The sequence below is a fragment of the Amycolatopsis sp. NPDC051371 genome, assembly GCF_040682155.1.
Classification (GTDB): Bacteria; Actinomycetota; Actinomycetes; order Mycobacteriales; family Pseudonocardiaceae; genus Amycolatopsis.
Map to the genome: position 1 here is coordinate 22,152 of NZ_JBFBAG010000079.1, position 13,805 is coordinate 35,956.

Here is a 13,805-nt window from a genome sequence, read left to right on the forward strand (position 1 = left end):
GCGCACTGGGTTCGTCACCGCCGGGCTGTGCGGCTAGCGCGAGATGGGGGTCGAGTCGCGGCCGGCGATGAACGGGGGCCGCGGCGCGCTCGCCGCGAACGGCTCCTGCAACGCGTTCTCCACGCTGTTGAACACCAGGAAGATGTTCGAGCGCGGGTACGGGGTGATGTTGTTCCCGGAGCCGTGCATGATGTTCGAGTCGAACCACAGCGCCGAGCCGGCCTGGCCGGTGAACTGGTCGATGCCGTGCTCGGCCGCCATCTTCGTGATGTCGTCCTCGCTCGGCACGCCCACCCGCTGGTCCTTGAGCGACGCCTTGTAGTTGTCGTCCGGCGTCTCGCCGGCGCACTGGACGAACGTCCGGTGCGAGCCCGGCATGATCATCAGGCCGCCGTTGAACGGGTAGTTGTCCGTGAGCGCGATGGAGCAGCTGACCGCGCGCGGCGACGGCATGCCGTCCTCCGCGTGCCAGGTTTCGAAGTCCGAGTGCCAGTAGAAGCCCGTGCCCTTGAACCCCGGCATGTAGTTGACGCGGCTCTGGTGGATGTACACCTCGGAGCCGAGCAGCTGCCGGGCCCGGTCCAGCACGCGCGGGTCGCGCACCAGCTCGGCGATCAGGTCCGAGAGCTCGTGGACGTCGAAGATCGACCGGACTTCACCGGTCTTCGCCTCGGAGATCACGCGTTCGTCCCTGGCGAGCTCCTTGTCGGAGGACAGCCGCACCAGCTCCTGCCAGTACGTCTGCACCTCCCCGACCGAGAGCGTGTCCTCGACCACGGTGTAGCCCTTGGTCTCGTGGTTCGCCAGCGTGGCGGCGTCGATCGGACCGTCGGCTTCGGTGCCCCACACCGTGGGGTGCACGCGCGGCAGCTGGGCCGGCGTGCCGGTGATCCGGGTCGGGTAGCCGTCGTCGACCCGGGTGTCCGTCAGCGTCACGGGCTTCGCCTCCTGTTTCCTCTCCGGCTCTTACGATTCCTCGGTGATCAGCGGGTACACGCCGTTCTCGTCGTGGACCTCGCGCCCGGTCACGGGCGGGTTGAACACGCACACGCACTTGATCTCGGTCTTCGGCCGGACCTGGTGCTTGTCGTGGTCGTTGAGCAGGTACAGCGTGCCGGGCTTCAGCTCGTACACCTTGCCGGTGGCGAGGTCTTCGACCTCGCCCTCGCCGGAGGTGATGAACACGGCTTCGATGTGGTTCGCGTACCAGAAGTCGTTGACCGTTCCCGCGTACAGCGTGGTCTCGTGCACCGAGAAGCCGACACCCTCCTTGGCCAGGATGATCCGCTTGCTGCGCCAGTTCTCCGTCTTGATGTCGGCGTCGGTGTCGGTGACCTCGTCGAGTGTGCGAACGAGCACGGGTGAAACTCCTCTACTTCTTCAGGACGGCCTTGATGGACTCGTCGATGGTCGACAGGCCCTGGGTCAGCTCGTCGTCGGTGAGGGTGAGCGGCGGCAGGAGCTTCATGACTTCGCCGTCGGGACCGGAGGTTTCCATCAGCAGGCCGCGCGCGAACGCTTCGGCGCAGACGCGGCCGGCCAGGTCGCCGTTCTCGAACTCCAGGCCGCGCGCGAGGCCGCGGCCCTTGGCGGCCAGGTTCGCGTCCGGGTAGGACTCGACGATGCCCGAGAAGGCGGCGGCGATGCGTTCGCCCTTCGCCTTGGTCGACTTCTCGAGCTCGTCGTCGCTCCAGTAGGCGTTGATCGCCTCGGTCGCGGTGACGAACGCGGGGCTGATGCCGCGGAAGGTGCCGTTGTGCTCGCCGGGCTCCCAGACGTCGAGCTCCGGCTTGATCAGCGTCAGCGCCATCGGCAGGCCGTAGCCGCTGATGGACTTCGACAGGCAGACGATGTCCGGCTTGATCCCGGCGTCCTCGAAGCTGAAGAACGGCCCGGTGCGGCCGCAGCCCATCTGGACGTCGTCGAGGATCAGCAGGATGTTGTGACGCTTGCAGAGGTCGTCGAGACCCTTCAGCCACTCCAGCCGCGCGGCGTTGATGCCGCCCTCGCCCTGGACGCCCTCGACGATCACCGCGGCCGGTTCGTTGAGCCCGCTGCCGGAGTCCTTGAGGAGCTTCTCGAAGTACAGGAAGTCCGGCATCGCGCCGTCGAAGTACGCGTCGTACGGCATCGGGGTGGCGTGCACCAGCGGGACGCCGGCGCCGCCGCGCTTCATCGAGTTGCCGGTGACCGACAGCGCGCCCAGCGTCATGCCGTGGAAGGCGTTGGTGAAGTTGATGACCGATTCCTTGCCGGTCACCTTGCGCGCCAGCTTCAGCGCGGCCTCGACGGCGTTCGCGCCGCCCGGACCGGGGAACACGACCTTGTAGTTCAGGTCGCGCGGGTCGAGGATCTTGTCGCGGAAGGTCTGCAGGAAGTCGCGCTTGGCCACGGTGTACATGTCGAGCGCGTGGGTGACGCCGTCGCGCTGGATGTAGTCGATCAGCGCCTGCTTGAGCCGCGGGTTGTTGTGCCCGTAGTTCAGCGCGCCGGCTCCGGCGAAGAAGTCCAGGTAGGACTTTCCGCTCTCGTCGTAGAGATGGCTGCCCTGGGCGCGGTCGAACACGACCGGCCAGCCGCGGCTGTAGCTGCGGACCTCGGATTCGAGCTCTTCGAAGATGCTCATGACGTTTCTTTTCTCCTACTCGCCCGGATCTTTGCGTGCCGTGAGCGGGCCGATGCGGTATAGCTCTTCGGCGAGGTGCCCGGCTTCGGGGAAATCCGCTCCGTCGAACAGCACACTGGTTTCCACCGCGGTGTTCCAGCGCTTCGCGAACGACGTGAACAGCCGGATGGACGCCTCGTTGTCCGGGGTGATGGTGGTCTCGAGGTAACGCACCCCGGCGGCGACGAGCCGCGTGTACAGAGCGTCCAGCAGCGTGCCGGCCAGGCCCTTTCCCCGCTGCGACGCGTCGACCGCGACCTGCCAGACGAACCCGACCTCGGGGTCTTCCGCCCGGCGGTAGCCGGTGATGAATCCGACCGCCTTGCCGTCTTCGCGCGCGACCACCGATGTCTCGGCGAAATCGCGGCACCACAGCATGTATGCGTACGGCGAGTTGAGATCGAGCTTGGCGGAATCGCGCGCGATTCTCCACAGCTCCGCGCCGTCCGCCTTGGTCGGCGATTCGATCAAGTGCGTTACGGACATACTCAGGAAACGTAACAGAGAATTTTCGCCCTGCCAGCGACCCAGCTCACGGACCCCGCAATGACCTGGGACGACGCGGAGTACCCGGTGAGCAGTCCCACAAACATGTTTGAAGGGGACGGTCCCGGGGCATACGCGCGGCCGGGCCGCGTGCCCGTGGCTCGCGACCTCTTCGCACCATGAACCTTCGGGGCCGTGATCGCAAGGCGACGGGCCGTATTCCGCACGAGTCCGCACGAGCGGCGCGCGCTCCCGGACACGCCACGGCCAGGGGGTCCGGCGACGGCGAGTCGTCCGGTCAGACGCCGCGCCGGCTCCGGAGGCGCCGCCAGATCCCGCTCACCGGCATCACGACGGCCGGCAGGATCAGCAGGCCGGACACCACGAGCCACCACACCGCGCCCTCGCCCCGGCGCCAGCCCGCCACCACGCTCCCCAGCCAGCCGAAGAACGGCTGCGCGACCGGGGGCAGGAACGACGCCAGCAGCAGCGCCGCGACGACCAGCACGCCCAGCACCGCGAACAGCCGGCGCGCGGTGCGGCCCATCGTCAGCAACGCCGTCGCGAGGTAGATGACCGCGCCCGCCAGCACCGGGAGGCCGATCCACTGCAGGATCGCGCCGCCGCTGTCGCCGATCACCAGGCCGGCCAGCAGCGCCAGGACGCCCGCCGCCAGCGAACCCGGCGTGCCCAGCTTGGACGCGCTCTGCGTCACCTTCGCCGTGCTGCGGGCCACCGTCCGCAGGATGCCCGCGACCGTCCGGGGCCAGCCGCCGGGCAGGTGGAACGCCACCGTCCCCGCGTTGACCGTCGCGGCGCCCAGCTTGACCAGCGTCCGCGTGAGCTGCGCCGTGCCCTGCTCGCCCGCGAGCTTCTCCGCCGACACCTGGCACGCCTGGAATACGCGCTGGGCAGCGGCCGCGTCGGCGATCGGCTGCGCGGCCCGCGCCCGGAACCCGGCCGACGCGGCGCCGCTGCAGCCGCTCACCTTGACGTCGGCGGCCGCCTGCGTCGCGACGACCGGCAGTTCCTCCGCGGCGATCTCCGCCTGGCGCGTGCGGGCCAGCACCATCGCCGTCACCGGCATGCTGACCGGCCGCTCGGTGGCGAAGTCCACCGCGTTCAGAACCGAGTCCAGCCCGAGGAACGCCAGTTCGGCGTCGAGCTGACCGGTCAGCTCCCCCACCTCGGCGGGCTCGGCGTTGTCGTCCCGGCCGGGCCCGCGCCAGATCGGTTTCAGCGCGGCGGCCAGCTCGTCGCGGAAGGTTTCCGCCCCGACGAGGTCGCGCAGGGTCTCCAGCCGCCGCGGGTCGAGCAGGCACTGGACCAGCCAGCCGGCGCCGTCGACGCGGCCCCACATCCAGTCATTGGCGCGCCACGACGACTTGTAGAACGCGCCGAAGTAGTCGGCCTGCAAGCCGGTCAGCTTGTCCCCCGACCGGCGGCGCTTGAGGTCCAGCAGCGTCCGCGAATCGGCGCTGACCTGCACGAGCTCGACCCGCTGGTCGACCGACGGCGCCTGCGCGAGCAGTCCCCGCGTCGCGACGTGCAGCCCGAGCAGCCGCGCCTGGACGACGTCGTCACCGCCGTCGGGCAGGTCCAGCCAGTCGAGCAGCGTCTTGACCGTGCCGGGGGACTCGTCGCTCAGGGTCCGCAGCGCGGGCGTCGCGGCCCGCAACGCCGTCACGACCATCGGCCAGGCCTGCGCGACGACGTCCGAGCGGCCGAGCCCGGCCCACTCCTCGGCCAGCTCGCGGATCCAGACGTCGAGCGTGCTGCTCGCGCCGGGTCCGTCGTGCGCCGCGACCCACTGCGCCAGCCGCACACCCCGGGCGGACTTCTTGCGCGCCGCGTGCAGCCCCGCCCGCGCGGCGTTGAGCTCCTTCGCCTGCGTCGGGTCGGGGCCGAGCCGGAACCCGGCGTTGATCAGCTGCAACCCGGTCGCCACGGCGTCGTCGAGCGCGCTCGTGCGGTACGCGACGAGGTTCGCCACGGTCATGCTCGTCGACGGCGGCTCCGGCGGGATGCCGCTGCTCAGCCCGGCCACCGCGACCGTGCGCAGCTGCTGCGACATCCCCGAGGCCCACTCCCGGTCCTCGGTGTCCACATCGGACAGTGCGTACCGGCGGGTGGCGACCCGGACCAGCTCGGCCGCGTCCTCGGCCGTCCGCCGGTCCAGGTACGAAGTGGCGATCCCCCGGTCGACCAGGCACTCCGGACCGCCGCGCAAGCCGAGCGCCGCCAGCGAGACGCGGGTGTCGCGGGTCCGGACGACGGCGTCGTTGTGCCGGGTCAGGTCCTCCAGCTCGGCGCTGATCGACTGGCTCATCACCGTCGAGACGACCTTGCTCATCGCGTTCGACAGCAACGGCGGGTTCGCCGCGTCGCAGGCGATCTCGGTCGCCTCCCGTTCGCCGGTCGGCACGACGTAGAGCAGCAGGCGCCGGACGTCCGCATGCGACGGGCGTTCGAAGATCTCCCGCAGCGCCGGCCGCAGCGGCTTGTTGAGCAGCACCCCGCCGTCGGTGAGCCAGTGCGACCGGGTCAGGTCGGTGTAGGCGGTCATGTCGGGGTGCAGCTCGTCGGTGCCGTCGGCGCCGATCGGCATCCGCGACAGCTCGAAGGCACCCGGGAACGACGCCGTCGAGCGCGCGGCGAGCGCCAGCGGGCCCTGCACGCCTTGCGTCCACAGTGGACCGTCGAAGCGGAAGAGCATGCGGTGTTCGGTGTCCCGCACGAGGTTCCCGAGCGCGTCGTCGAACCGGGTGGTCTCGCCGTCGATCATGGTCCCGGTGAGCAGCACGGTGATGTCCGGCGGCTCGACGGGCGCGGCACCGGCGTCGGTGATCCGGTGCAGCGCCCGCTCGAGGTCGCCGAGCAGCACGCGGTCCCCGTCGAGAATGGACCGCGGCTGCGCCTCGGCCGGGTCGCGCACGAGGTTCTCCAGCGAGCCGATCTCGATCCAGGTGTCCCGCAGCACCTCCGGCGTGGAGCCGAAGGCCTCGGCCAGCCCGAGGCAGGCGGCGTTGACCCCGCCGGCACTGGTCCCGGTGAGCACGTCGATCGACACCGACGCGCGCAGGAGGTCGAGCAGCCGGCGGTAGAGCCCGGGTTCGGCATCACCCCGGGACTCGCGCAGCAGCTGCGACGTCTCGGTGGCGACCCCGCCCATCCAGATGGCGAGGCTGGCGCCGCCCACCATCGTCATCGCCAGGCGGATCTCCTGCTGCCACGGTTCGGCTGGTTGAGGCATGGGCTCCCCCGCCCGTCGTCGTCCTGACGCAGAGTAGAGGCGCGAGGTGAGCGCGGGGATACGTCCAGGTGTACGGCCGTTCGGGTGGACTTGCTCGCCCGGTCAGCCGTCCACCGTGGCCGGCGCCTAGGCCGCCAGGTGCTCCAGCAAGAGCACTTGACCTTCACCGACCGCGAAGCCCAGCACCGCACCGGTCGCGATCAGGATCCACTCGTCCTGCTCGAAAGCCGGGCGCAGCAGGCGCTCGAACTCGTGCGGTGACAGTTCCTTCATCTTCGACACCAGCACGTTGCGGATGTCCATCGCGTCGGTCGCGTAGTCCTCGATGTACCGCATCGTCTCCGGCAGCCGGTTCATGATCTGCTCCGCGATCGCCAGCTTCACGTCCTGGTACTTCCGGCTGCCCACCGCGAACACCAGCAGCGGCCTCGCGACGCTCCCCAGCTCCCGGTCGAGCTGACGCTGGATCAGCGCCAGCACCCGGTCGGACAACGGCCCGTGCAGGATCGCCTCGATGACGTTGTGCGGGGTGATGATCTCCTGGGCGATCAGCGAACCGTACGCCTCCGCGACCTCCGCGCGCCGCTTCAGGAACAGCCCCTGCCACGTGACGCCGAAGTACTTGCGCGGCTCGATCGGGTAGAAGATCATCCGCAGCGCCAGCCAGTCGGTGAACCAGCCGGTGAACAGGCCGAACAGCGGCATGATGAGCGGGAACTTGAACAGGATCCAGGCGACCATCTGGATCACGCCGATCGCGCCGCCGAAGACCAGGCCGGAGCGGGCGATGAACTTGAACTCCTTCGCGCCCGCCTCCTGGAAGATCCGGTTGAGCAGCCGCTTGTCCTTGACCAGGCTGGTGACCACCATGCCCTTGAGGTCGAACACACTGTCCACATCGGACTTGATGAGGTCGAGCACGGCCGCGACCATCCGCGGCGACTCGTGCTGGACGCGCTCGATCACCAGCCGCTGGACCCGCACCGGCAGCGACTCCCACAGCCCCGGCTGGTAGTGCCCGGCCACCTCGCGGACGATGTCCTCGACGCCCGCGAGCAGCGGTTTCTCGATCTCCTTGGCGATCCGGCCGGCGTCCAGCCGCGCGACGACCTCGGCCGGCTTGATCAGCTGCTCGGTCATCGTGTCGCAGGCGATGCTCGCCATCCGCGCCGCGCGCTTGGGCACGATGCCCTGCCAGCCGAGGAACGGCTTGACGCCGATGAACTCCACGGGCTGGAACATCATCCGGATCGCGACGAGCTTGGTGCCGTAGCCGATCAGTGCGGCGACGACCGGGATCGAGACGTAGAGGGGCCAGTGCTGCGCGAAGTCGGCGACGATGCCGGCGAGGAACGACCCCATCCGGCTAACCGAAGCTGCGTGGTTGAAAAGCGGGGTCGCAGGCCTGCCAGAACTGCGCCCCGAGGCGCGAGACGTGGATCGTCCGCCGGACGTACTTCGCGCGTTTCACGTGCTTCTCCGCGTCGCGCACGGTCTCATCGGTCAGCAGGATCTCGTACTGCGTCTCCAGCGACGGCACCTCTTCGTCGAGGTCCACCAGGCCCAGCCCGATCAGCCGCGTGACGTACCCGGGCACCTGGTCGGGCAGCGACACCCCGGCCGCCTTGCCGACCGTCGACGCGTTGCGCAGCGCGACGCGCCCGCTGCTGCCGAGGCCGGTCCGCTCGACGACGTCGATCACGGGGAACGGCGAGCCGTCCGACAGCGCGGAGAGAATGCGGGCCTCGTCCGGCGTGAGCTGGCGCAGGATGATCGCGTAGAAGTATTCGCGGGCTCGCTCGCGGCCGAAGCCGATGGAGTGGTTGAGCAGCTCGGCCATCGCGGCGCGCAGCGGCTCGGCGTGGTTGTCGCGCGCGGGCACCAGCGTGACGGTGGCTTCCACCTTCCCGGGTACCGCCGGGCGGTTCATCGCGGACGCCGCCGTGAGCGCCGCGTGGTAGGGGTCGTCGACCTCGTCGAGGCGGCGGCGCAGCTCGGCCAGCAGCTGGCGCTCGACCTGCCGCACGCCGCGTTCGGCGGTCTCGACGCCGGGGAGCCTGCGCCCGAGCGCGAACCCGGTTCGCGCGGCCCAGCCCGCCAGCTGCCCGGCGCGCCGCGCCAGGTCGGCCACCTCGTCGCCGGTGCCCCGGCCGTTCGGTCGCTCTGCGTTCACCGGTGGACTCCCCTCTGCTTCCGCGCTGATGCTACCTGCGGGTAGGCCGAACGGTGGTGTGACGACCGGCATTATGGGCGGCATGAGTCCGACGCGCTGGGGCCCGCCGATCGACGTCCTCCCGTACTTCTCCAAGGAGGAACAAGCGCTGATGACGCTGCTCGGCGCGCTGACCGACGAAGACTGGCAGCGTCCGACCCTGTGCGCCGGCTGGACGGTCAAGGACATCGCCGCTCACCTGCTCGGCGACAAGGTCGGCCGGCTGTCCCGCGGCCGCGACGGGCACGCGTCCGATGCCCCCCGCCCGGGTGAGCCCTTCCCCCGCTTCATCGACCGGATCAACGAGGAGTGGGTCGTCGCCTGCCGCCGGCTCTCGACGGACGTCCTGCTCACGATGATGTACGAGTTCATGAGTCAGACGACCGAATACTGGGCGAAGCTGGACCTCGACGTTCTCGGCGAGCCCGTGACTTGGGCAGGCGACGAGCCGGCGCCGCGCTGGCTCGACGCGGCCCGCGACTATTCGGAGTTCTGGGTCCACCACGTGCAGATCCGCGAAGCGCTGGAGCACACGCCGCTGGAAGCCGAGTACGCCGAGCCGATCGCCGACACGTTCGTCCGCGCGCTGCCGCACACCCTGCGCGACGTCGACGCGCGGGTCGGCAAGCAAGTGGGTTACACGGTCACCGGCGCCGGCAAGTGGTACGCCCGCCGCGAGCGCGACGGCTGGGTCCTGGACCGCGGCGCGCCGCCGTCACGTACGCCGCTGGCCACCGTGACCACGGACCTGGACACGTTCTGGCGGCTCTGCACTCGCACCGCCGCCGACGTCGGCCGCGTCCGGACAACAGGCGACGAAAACGTTTGCGCGCAGGTGCTGACGATGACGTCGATCATCGTCTAGCGGCGGCGCGCCTGCTTCCGCAGCTGCATGATCCGGGCGCCGCCGATCAGCGCGACCAGCGCCGCGCCGCCGATGGCCGAGAACAGCATCGCGATCGCGAGCGGCAGGCTGCCTTCGGCGCCGAAGAAGTGCACGGTCACCGAGTCCAGGTTCTGCAGGATGAACACCAGCAGCACGATCAGCACGACCAGGCCGGCGATGACGGCGACCCAGGTGCCGCTGATCCGCGTCGGCCGGGGCTTCTTGGTCGCGGACGCGGGCCTGGCCGGCGCCGGGCGCACCGGCGTGACCTCCTCGGCGCCGGGCCGGACGTCGCCGGCACGCAGCTCGGCGGGCTCGAGGGCGCCCTCGGGCACCTCGTTCCCGGGCAGGTCGTGGTGGCCCGGGCCGCTGGTTCCGGGCAGGTCGTGACTGGTGGGGCCGGTGGGGCGGTCGGCCGCGCCCCCGCGCGCGTGCGTCATGAACACAGTGTCCGTCCGGCGCGCGGGGAGCGCCGTGCCAAACCCCCTAACGGGCGAAGCCGTCGACCTCCCGCAGCACGCGGAGCGTGTTCTTCCCGGCCAGCTTCACGCAGTCTTCGTCACTCCACCCGCGCTCGAGCAGCGCCGCGAACAGCACCGGGTACTTGGACGTGTCCTCCAGGCCCTCCGGCAGCGTGCCGACGCCGTCGTAGTCGCCGCCGAGGCCGATGTGGTCGATCCCGGCGACCTCGCGGGCGTGCTCCACGTGCGCGACGACGTCGTCGACGGTGGCCTTCGGCTTGACCGGGCCGTCCCACTCCTTCACGAACTCCCCGCGCTGGGCCAGGTTCCGGTACTCCTGGCCGGCGGCCTCCATGGCGGCCTTCAGCTCCTGGTCCCACGCGGTGACCTTCGGCGAGATGAACGCCGGCACGAACGTGGTCATCGCGACGCCGCCGTTGCCGGGCAGCAGCGCGAGGACGTCGTCCGGGATGTTGCGCGGGTGGTCGTTGACCGCGAGGCACGAGGAGTGGCTGAAGATCACCGGCGCCGAGCTGACCTCGATCGCCGCCCGCATCGTCGACGGCGCGACGTGCGAGAGGTCGACCATCATCCCGATCTTGTTCATCTCGCGCACGACGTCGCGGCCGAACTCGGTGAGCCCACCGTGTTCGGGTTCGTCGGTGCCCGAGTCGGCCCAGGTGGTGTTGAAGTTGTGCGTCAGCGTCATGTACCGGACGCCGAGGCGGCGCAGGATCCGCAGCACGCCGAGCGACTCGGCGATGCTGTGGCCGCCCTCGGCACCCAGCAGCGACGCGATCCGGCCGTCGGCGAACGCGGCCTCGGCCTCGTCGGCGGTGTCGGCCAGCCGGAGCCGGTCGGGGTAGCGCTCGGCCAGCTGGTGCACGACCTCGATCTGCTCGAGGACGGCGGTGACGGCACTGTGGCCTTCGAACTCGCAGGGCACGTACACCGACCAGAACTGCATGCCGAGCTTCCCGTCGGCGAGCTTCGGGAAGTCGGTGTGCAGAGCCGGCTGCCGGACGGTCAGGTCGAGCGACGCGGCCGCCTCGACCGGGTTCGGGCCGCCGTGCTGCCGCAGCTCCCAGGGCAGGTCGTTGTGCCCGTCGGCGAGGATGGCGGCGTCCAGCAGTTTCGTAGCACGCTGTAGTGCCTCGTTAGTCATCACCCGATCGTAGGGCGAGCCGATATACGCTCCGTACAAACGTCAGGGCGTGATCCACTTCGCGGCTGCGCGGACGCCGTCCACGGTGATCTGGTGCCCGCCGGGGTGGCGCTGCGTGACGACGTCGGCACCGCGCTCGCGCAGCAGCCGGATCAGCTCCTCCGTGGACGCCAGGGGCGCCATCGGGTCGCGTTCGCCGTTGGCCAGGAAGACGCGGGAGCCGGACAGGTCGTGCGACGGCGGGTCCGGGACCGGCGACATCGCCGCGAACAGCGCGGCTTCGCGCACGACGTCGGGCCGCAGCAGGGTCACCGCGGCCGCGATGTTGGCGCCGTTCGAGAAGCCGACGGCGACCAGCCGCCGGTCGCCCAGCCCGTACTTCTCCCGGGCCTCGAGGACGAAGTCCGCGAGCTCGTTCGCGCGCTTCACGACGTCTTCGTGGTCGAACACGCCCTCGGCGAGCCGCCGGAACCAGCGCGCGGCGCCGTACTCCGACACCGGGCCGGCCGGCGCCAGCACGGCGGAGTCCGGGCTCAGCTCGCGCGCCAGGCCGAGCAGGTCGTCGGAGCTGCCGCCGGTGCCGTGCAGCAGGAGCAGCAGCGGCGCGTCCGGCGAACCCTCGACGTACTTGTGCTCCAGCGTCATGACAGCTCCGGGTTGTTCTCGGCGGGGAGGTTCAGCTCGGGCAGCATGTGCTGGATCTCTTCGCGGCGCGGCTCCAGCCACGGCGGCAGCTTGAGCGCGCGGCCCAGCTCCAGCAGCGGCTCGTCGATCGCGAACCCGGGTTCGTCGGTCGCGACCTCCAGGAGCGTGCCGCCCGGCTCGCGGAAGTAGATCGAGCGGAAGTACTGGCGGTCCAGGATGGACGTGACGTGCACGCCCTGGTCGACGAGCTCTTCGCGCCAGGCCTTCTGGGTGTCCTCGTCCGGCGCGCGCCAGGCGACGTGGTGCACGGTGCCCGCGGCGACCAGCCCGCGCGGCGCGTCCGGCGTCACGAGGACGTCGACGAGCGCGCCCGGGCCGCCTTCGCCGGCCGAGAAGCGCAAGCGATTGCGGTCCTGGGTGGCGAAGCTGAGGCCGAGGCCGTCGGTGAGCATGCCGGCGGTCGCGTCTTCCTTCGTCACGGAGAGCGTCACGGAGTGCAGGCCGCGGACCGCGTGCTCGGCCGGGACCAGCTCGGTGTCCCACGGGTCGCGCGGGTCGCCCTGCGGGTGCGCGACGAGGGCGAGCTTCAGGCCGTCGGGATCGCGGAACGTGAGCGTCTCTTCGTTGTCGGCGTTGCGGATCTCGCCGGTCTCGATCTTGTTCGCGGCGAGGTGCTGCTTCCACCAGCCGATCGAGGCCTCGGGGATCGAGAACGACGTCGTCGTGGCCTGGCCGGTGCCGTGGCGGCCGCTCGGCGCGTCGGGCCACGGGAAGAAGGTCATCAGCGAGCCCGGCTTGCCGGCGCTGTCGCCGTAGTAGAGGTGGTAGGTGCCCGGGTCGTCGAAGTTCACGGTGGTCTTCACCAGCCGCAGGCCCAGGGTCCGCAGGTAGAAGTCGGCATTGCGCTGCGGGTCGCCGCCGATCGCGGTGACGTGGTGCAGGCCGGACGTCTTGATCGCCATGGTTGCCTCCTGGATTCAAGGTAACCCCAGAACCTCTCGCGAGCAAGATATATTCCGTACAGACTTTCCGGTAGGCTGACCCGGTGGATCCGAAGACCGACGACGACGAGATCGTCACGTGGTGGGGCCTGGTCATCGAGGGCTACCTGGCCACGCAGGACAAGCTGATGGGCGAGATCGCCGACCGCCTCGGGCTCGCGCCGGCGTCGTTCGACATCCTGCTGCGGCTGGTCCGCTCGCCCGACCACCGGATGCCGATGACCAAGCTGGCCACCGAGGCGGCGCTGTCCAGCGGCGGCTTCACGAAGGTGGCCGACCGCCTGGTGGCGGCCGACCTGATCTGCCGCGTCCCGAGCCCGGACGACCGCCGCGTCACGTTCGCGGCGCTCACCGACCACGGCCTCGACATGGCGAACAAGGCGCGTGAGGCGGCGGCGGAGATCCTGCGCCGCATCGTGCTGACCCCGCTGGGTGACGACGCGCCGGCACTCGCGGAAGCGATGCGGACACTGCGCGCGTTCAACGCCTGACGGTGAAAAAGTCGAGGTCACTGCGGTGCGCTTCGTGGCGCACCATGGGAACCATGCTGACCGAATCGACCATCACGACGATGCTCCCGGTGACCGACAGCGAACGCGCCGGCCACTTCTATACGGACTCCCTGGGCCTGAAGCAGACCGGGAAGGGTGAAGACGGAACGCTGTACTTCGCGGCGGGCGCGGGCGCCATCGGGCTCCGGACCATGCCGGCGGGTGCGCAGAGCGAGAACACGGCGTTGAGCTTCGAGGTCTCGGACCTTTCGTCCGAGGTCAGAACCTTGGAAGACCGCGGGGTGCGGTTCCAGGACTTCGAGATGGAGGGTCTGAAGACCGTCGACCACATCGCGGAAGTGGGGAACGAGCGGGCCGCCTGGTTCACCGACTCCGAAGGCAATGTGCTGTGCCTGCACGAGGTTCTAGGCTGAGGTCGTGAGTGGGGGTCACACTCGACCCCGAGCTGCTCGAGCTGTCGCTGACCCACCGTTCGTACGCGTACGAAAACGGTGGCCTGCCGCCGAACGAGCGGCTGGA

Annotated in this window: 14 protein-coding genes and 1 pseudogene; 4 read left to right on the forward strand and 11 right to left on the reverse strand. The window is 70.2% G+C overall.

The genetic code is table 11. The features are described 5' to 3' along the window. Positions 1–33 precede the first annotated feature (33 nt). The 7 genes from thpD to AB0M59_RS50995 form a co-directional block, all read right to left on the reverse strand. Entirely contained in the window at positions 34–936 is a 903-nt protein-coding gene (thpD, locus tag AB0M59_RS50965) for an ectoine hydroxylase (protein WP_364630829.1), read from the reverse strand. Positions 937–966: 30 nt separating this feature from the next. Then, entirely contained in the window at positions 967–1,359 is a 393-nt protein-coding gene (locus AB0M59_RS50970; RefSeq protein WP_364630831.1) for an ectoine synthase, read from the reverse strand. 13 nt (positions 1,360–1,372) lie between these two features. Beyond that, positions 1,373–2,626, reverse strand: a complete 1,254-nt coding sequence (gene ectB, locus AB0M59_RS50975; protein WP_364630833.1) for a diaminobutyrate--2-oxoglutarate transaminase — start codon at positions 2,624–2,626, stop codon at positions 1,373–1,375. Positions 2,627–2,641: 15 nt separating this feature from the next. Beyond that, a complete protein-coding gene (ectA, locus tag AB0M59_RS50980; protein ID WP_364630836.1) occupies positions 2,642–3,151 on the reverse strand; it encodes a diaminobutyrate acetyltransferase in 510 nt (169 codons plus the stop codon). 298 nt (positions 3,152–3,449) lie between these two features. Continuing rightward, positions 3,450–6,404, reverse strand: a complete 2,955-nt coding sequence (locus AB0M59_RS50985) for a patatin-like protein (protein WP_364630839.1) — start codon at positions 6,402–6,404, stop codon at positions 3,450–3,452. A 126-nt stretch (positions 6,405–6,530) separates the two neighbouring features. After that, a complete protein-coding gene (locus tag AB0M59_RS50990; protein WP_364630842.1) occupies positions 6,531–7,766 on the reverse strand; it encodes a DUF445 domain-containing protein in 1,236 nt (411 codons plus the stop codon). A gap of 4 nt (positions 7,767–7,770) precedes the next feature. Continuing rightward, positions 7,771–8,577: an Abi-alpha family protein gene (locus tag AB0M59_RS50995; RefSeq protein ID WP_364630845.1), complete on the reverse strand. Its 807-nt coding sequence runs from the start codon at positions 8,575–8,577 to the stop codon at positions 7,771–7,773. Between the two features lie 82 nt (positions 8,578–8,659). Here AB0M59_RS50995 and AB0M59_RS51000 point away from each other — a divergent pair, with 82 nt between their 5' ends. Next, positions 8,660–9,481, forward strand: a complete 822-nt coding sequence (locus AB0M59_RS51000; protein ID WP_364630848.1) for a maleylpyruvate isomerase family mycothiol-dependent enzyme — start codon at positions 8,660–8,662, stop codon at positions 9,479–9,481. Here AB0M59_RS51000 and AB0M59_RS51005 read toward each other — a convergent pair. From AB0M59_RS51005 to AB0M59_RS51020, 4 genes are read right to left on the reverse strand one after another with little or no spacing between them, the layout of a single operon-like run. Further along, positions 9,478–9,942 (reverse strand): LapA family protein, encoded by a 465-nt coding sequence (locus tag AB0M59_RS51005; protein WP_364630851.1) that lies wholly within the window; start codon positions 9,940–9,942, stop codon positions 9,478–9,480. The two genes, AB0M59_RS51000 and AB0M59_RS51005, sit on opposite strands and share 4 nt — an antisense overlap. 46 nt (positions 9,943–9,988) lie before the next feature. Further along, complete coding sequence (locus AB0M59_RS51010; RefSeq protein ID WP_364630854.1) at positions 9,989–11,128, reverse strand: dipeptidase; 1,140 nt, start codon at positions 11,126–11,128, stop codon at positions 9,989–9,991. A gap of 42 nt (positions 11,129–11,170) precedes the next feature. Continuing rightward, positions 11,171–11,773 (reverse strand): alpha/beta hydrolase, encoded by a 603-nt coding sequence (locus AB0M59_RS51015; protein WP_364630857.1) that lies wholly within the window; start codon positions 11,771–11,773, stop codon positions 11,171–11,173. Further along, positions 11,770–12,735, reverse strand: coding sequence for a ring-cleaving dioxygenase (locus tag AB0M59_RS51020; protein ID WP_364630860.1), 966 nt, complete (start codon positions 12,733–12,735; stop codon positions 11,770–11,772). Before AB0M59_RS51020 ends, AB0M59_RS51015 begins: the two co-directional genes overlap by 4 nt. A gap of 83 nt (positions 12,736–12,818) precedes the next feature. Between AB0M59_RS51020 and AB0M59_RS51025 the strand changes: the two genes are divergently transcribed. From AB0M59_RS51025 to AB0M59_RS51035, 3 genes and pseudogenes are all read left to right on the forward strand, one after another. Further along, positions 12,819–13,265: a MarR family transcriptional regulator gene (locus AB0M59_RS51025; protein ID WP_364630863.1), complete on the forward strand. Its 447-nt coding sequence runs from the start codon at positions 12,819–12,821 to the stop codon at positions 13,263–13,265. A gap of 53 nt (positions 13,266–13,318) precedes the next feature. Then, entirely contained in the window at positions 13,319–13,699 is a 381-nt protein-coding gene (locus AB0M59_RS51030) for a VOC family protein (protein WP_364630866.1), read from the forward strand. 8 nt (positions 13,700–13,707) lie between these two features. Further along, positions 13,708–13,805, forward strand: a pseudogene (locus tag AB0M59_RS51035) (ribonuclease III); the annotation flags it as partial.

Coding starts and splice junctions, on each gene's coding strand:
- ectB (WP_364630833.1), bottom strand. CDS start 2,626: ATGAGCATCTTCGAAGAGCTCGAATCCGAGGTCCGCAGCTACAGCCGC.
- ectA (WP_364630836.1), bottom strand. CDS start 3,151: ATGTCCGTAACGCACTTGATCGAATCGCCGACCAAGGCGGACGGCGCG.
- AB0M59_RS50985 (WP_364630839.1), bottom strand. CDS start 6,404: ATGCCTCAACCAGCCGAACCGTGGCAGCAGGAGATCCGCCTGGCGATG.
- AB0M59_RS50990 (WP_364630842.1), bottom strand. CDS start 7,766: ATGGGGTCGTTCCTCGCCGGCATCGTCGCCGACTTCGCGCAGCACTGG.
- AB0M59_RS51000 (WP_364630848.1), top strand. CDS start 8,660: ATGAGTCCGACGCGCTGGGGCCCGCCGATCGACGTCCTCCCGTACTTC.
- AB0M59_RS51005 (WP_364630851.1), bottom strand. CDS start 9,942: ATGACGCACGCGCGCGGGGGCGCGGCCGACCGCCCCACCGGCCCCACC.
- AB0M59_RS51010 (WP_364630854.1), bottom strand. CDS start 11,128: ATGACTAACGAGGCACTACAGCGTGCTACGAAACTGCTGGACGCCGCC.
- AB0M59_RS51015 (WP_364630857.1), bottom strand. CDS start 11,773: ATGACGCTGGAGCACAAGTACGTCGAGGGTTCGCCGGACGCGCCGCTG.
- AB0M59_RS51020 (WP_364630860.1), bottom strand. CDS start 12,735: ATGGCGATCAAGACGTCCGGCCTGCACCACGTCACCGCGATCGGCGGC.
- AB0M59_RS51030 (WP_364630866.1), top strand. CDS start 13,319: ATGCTGACCGAATCGACCATCACGACGATGCTCCCGGTGACCGACAGC.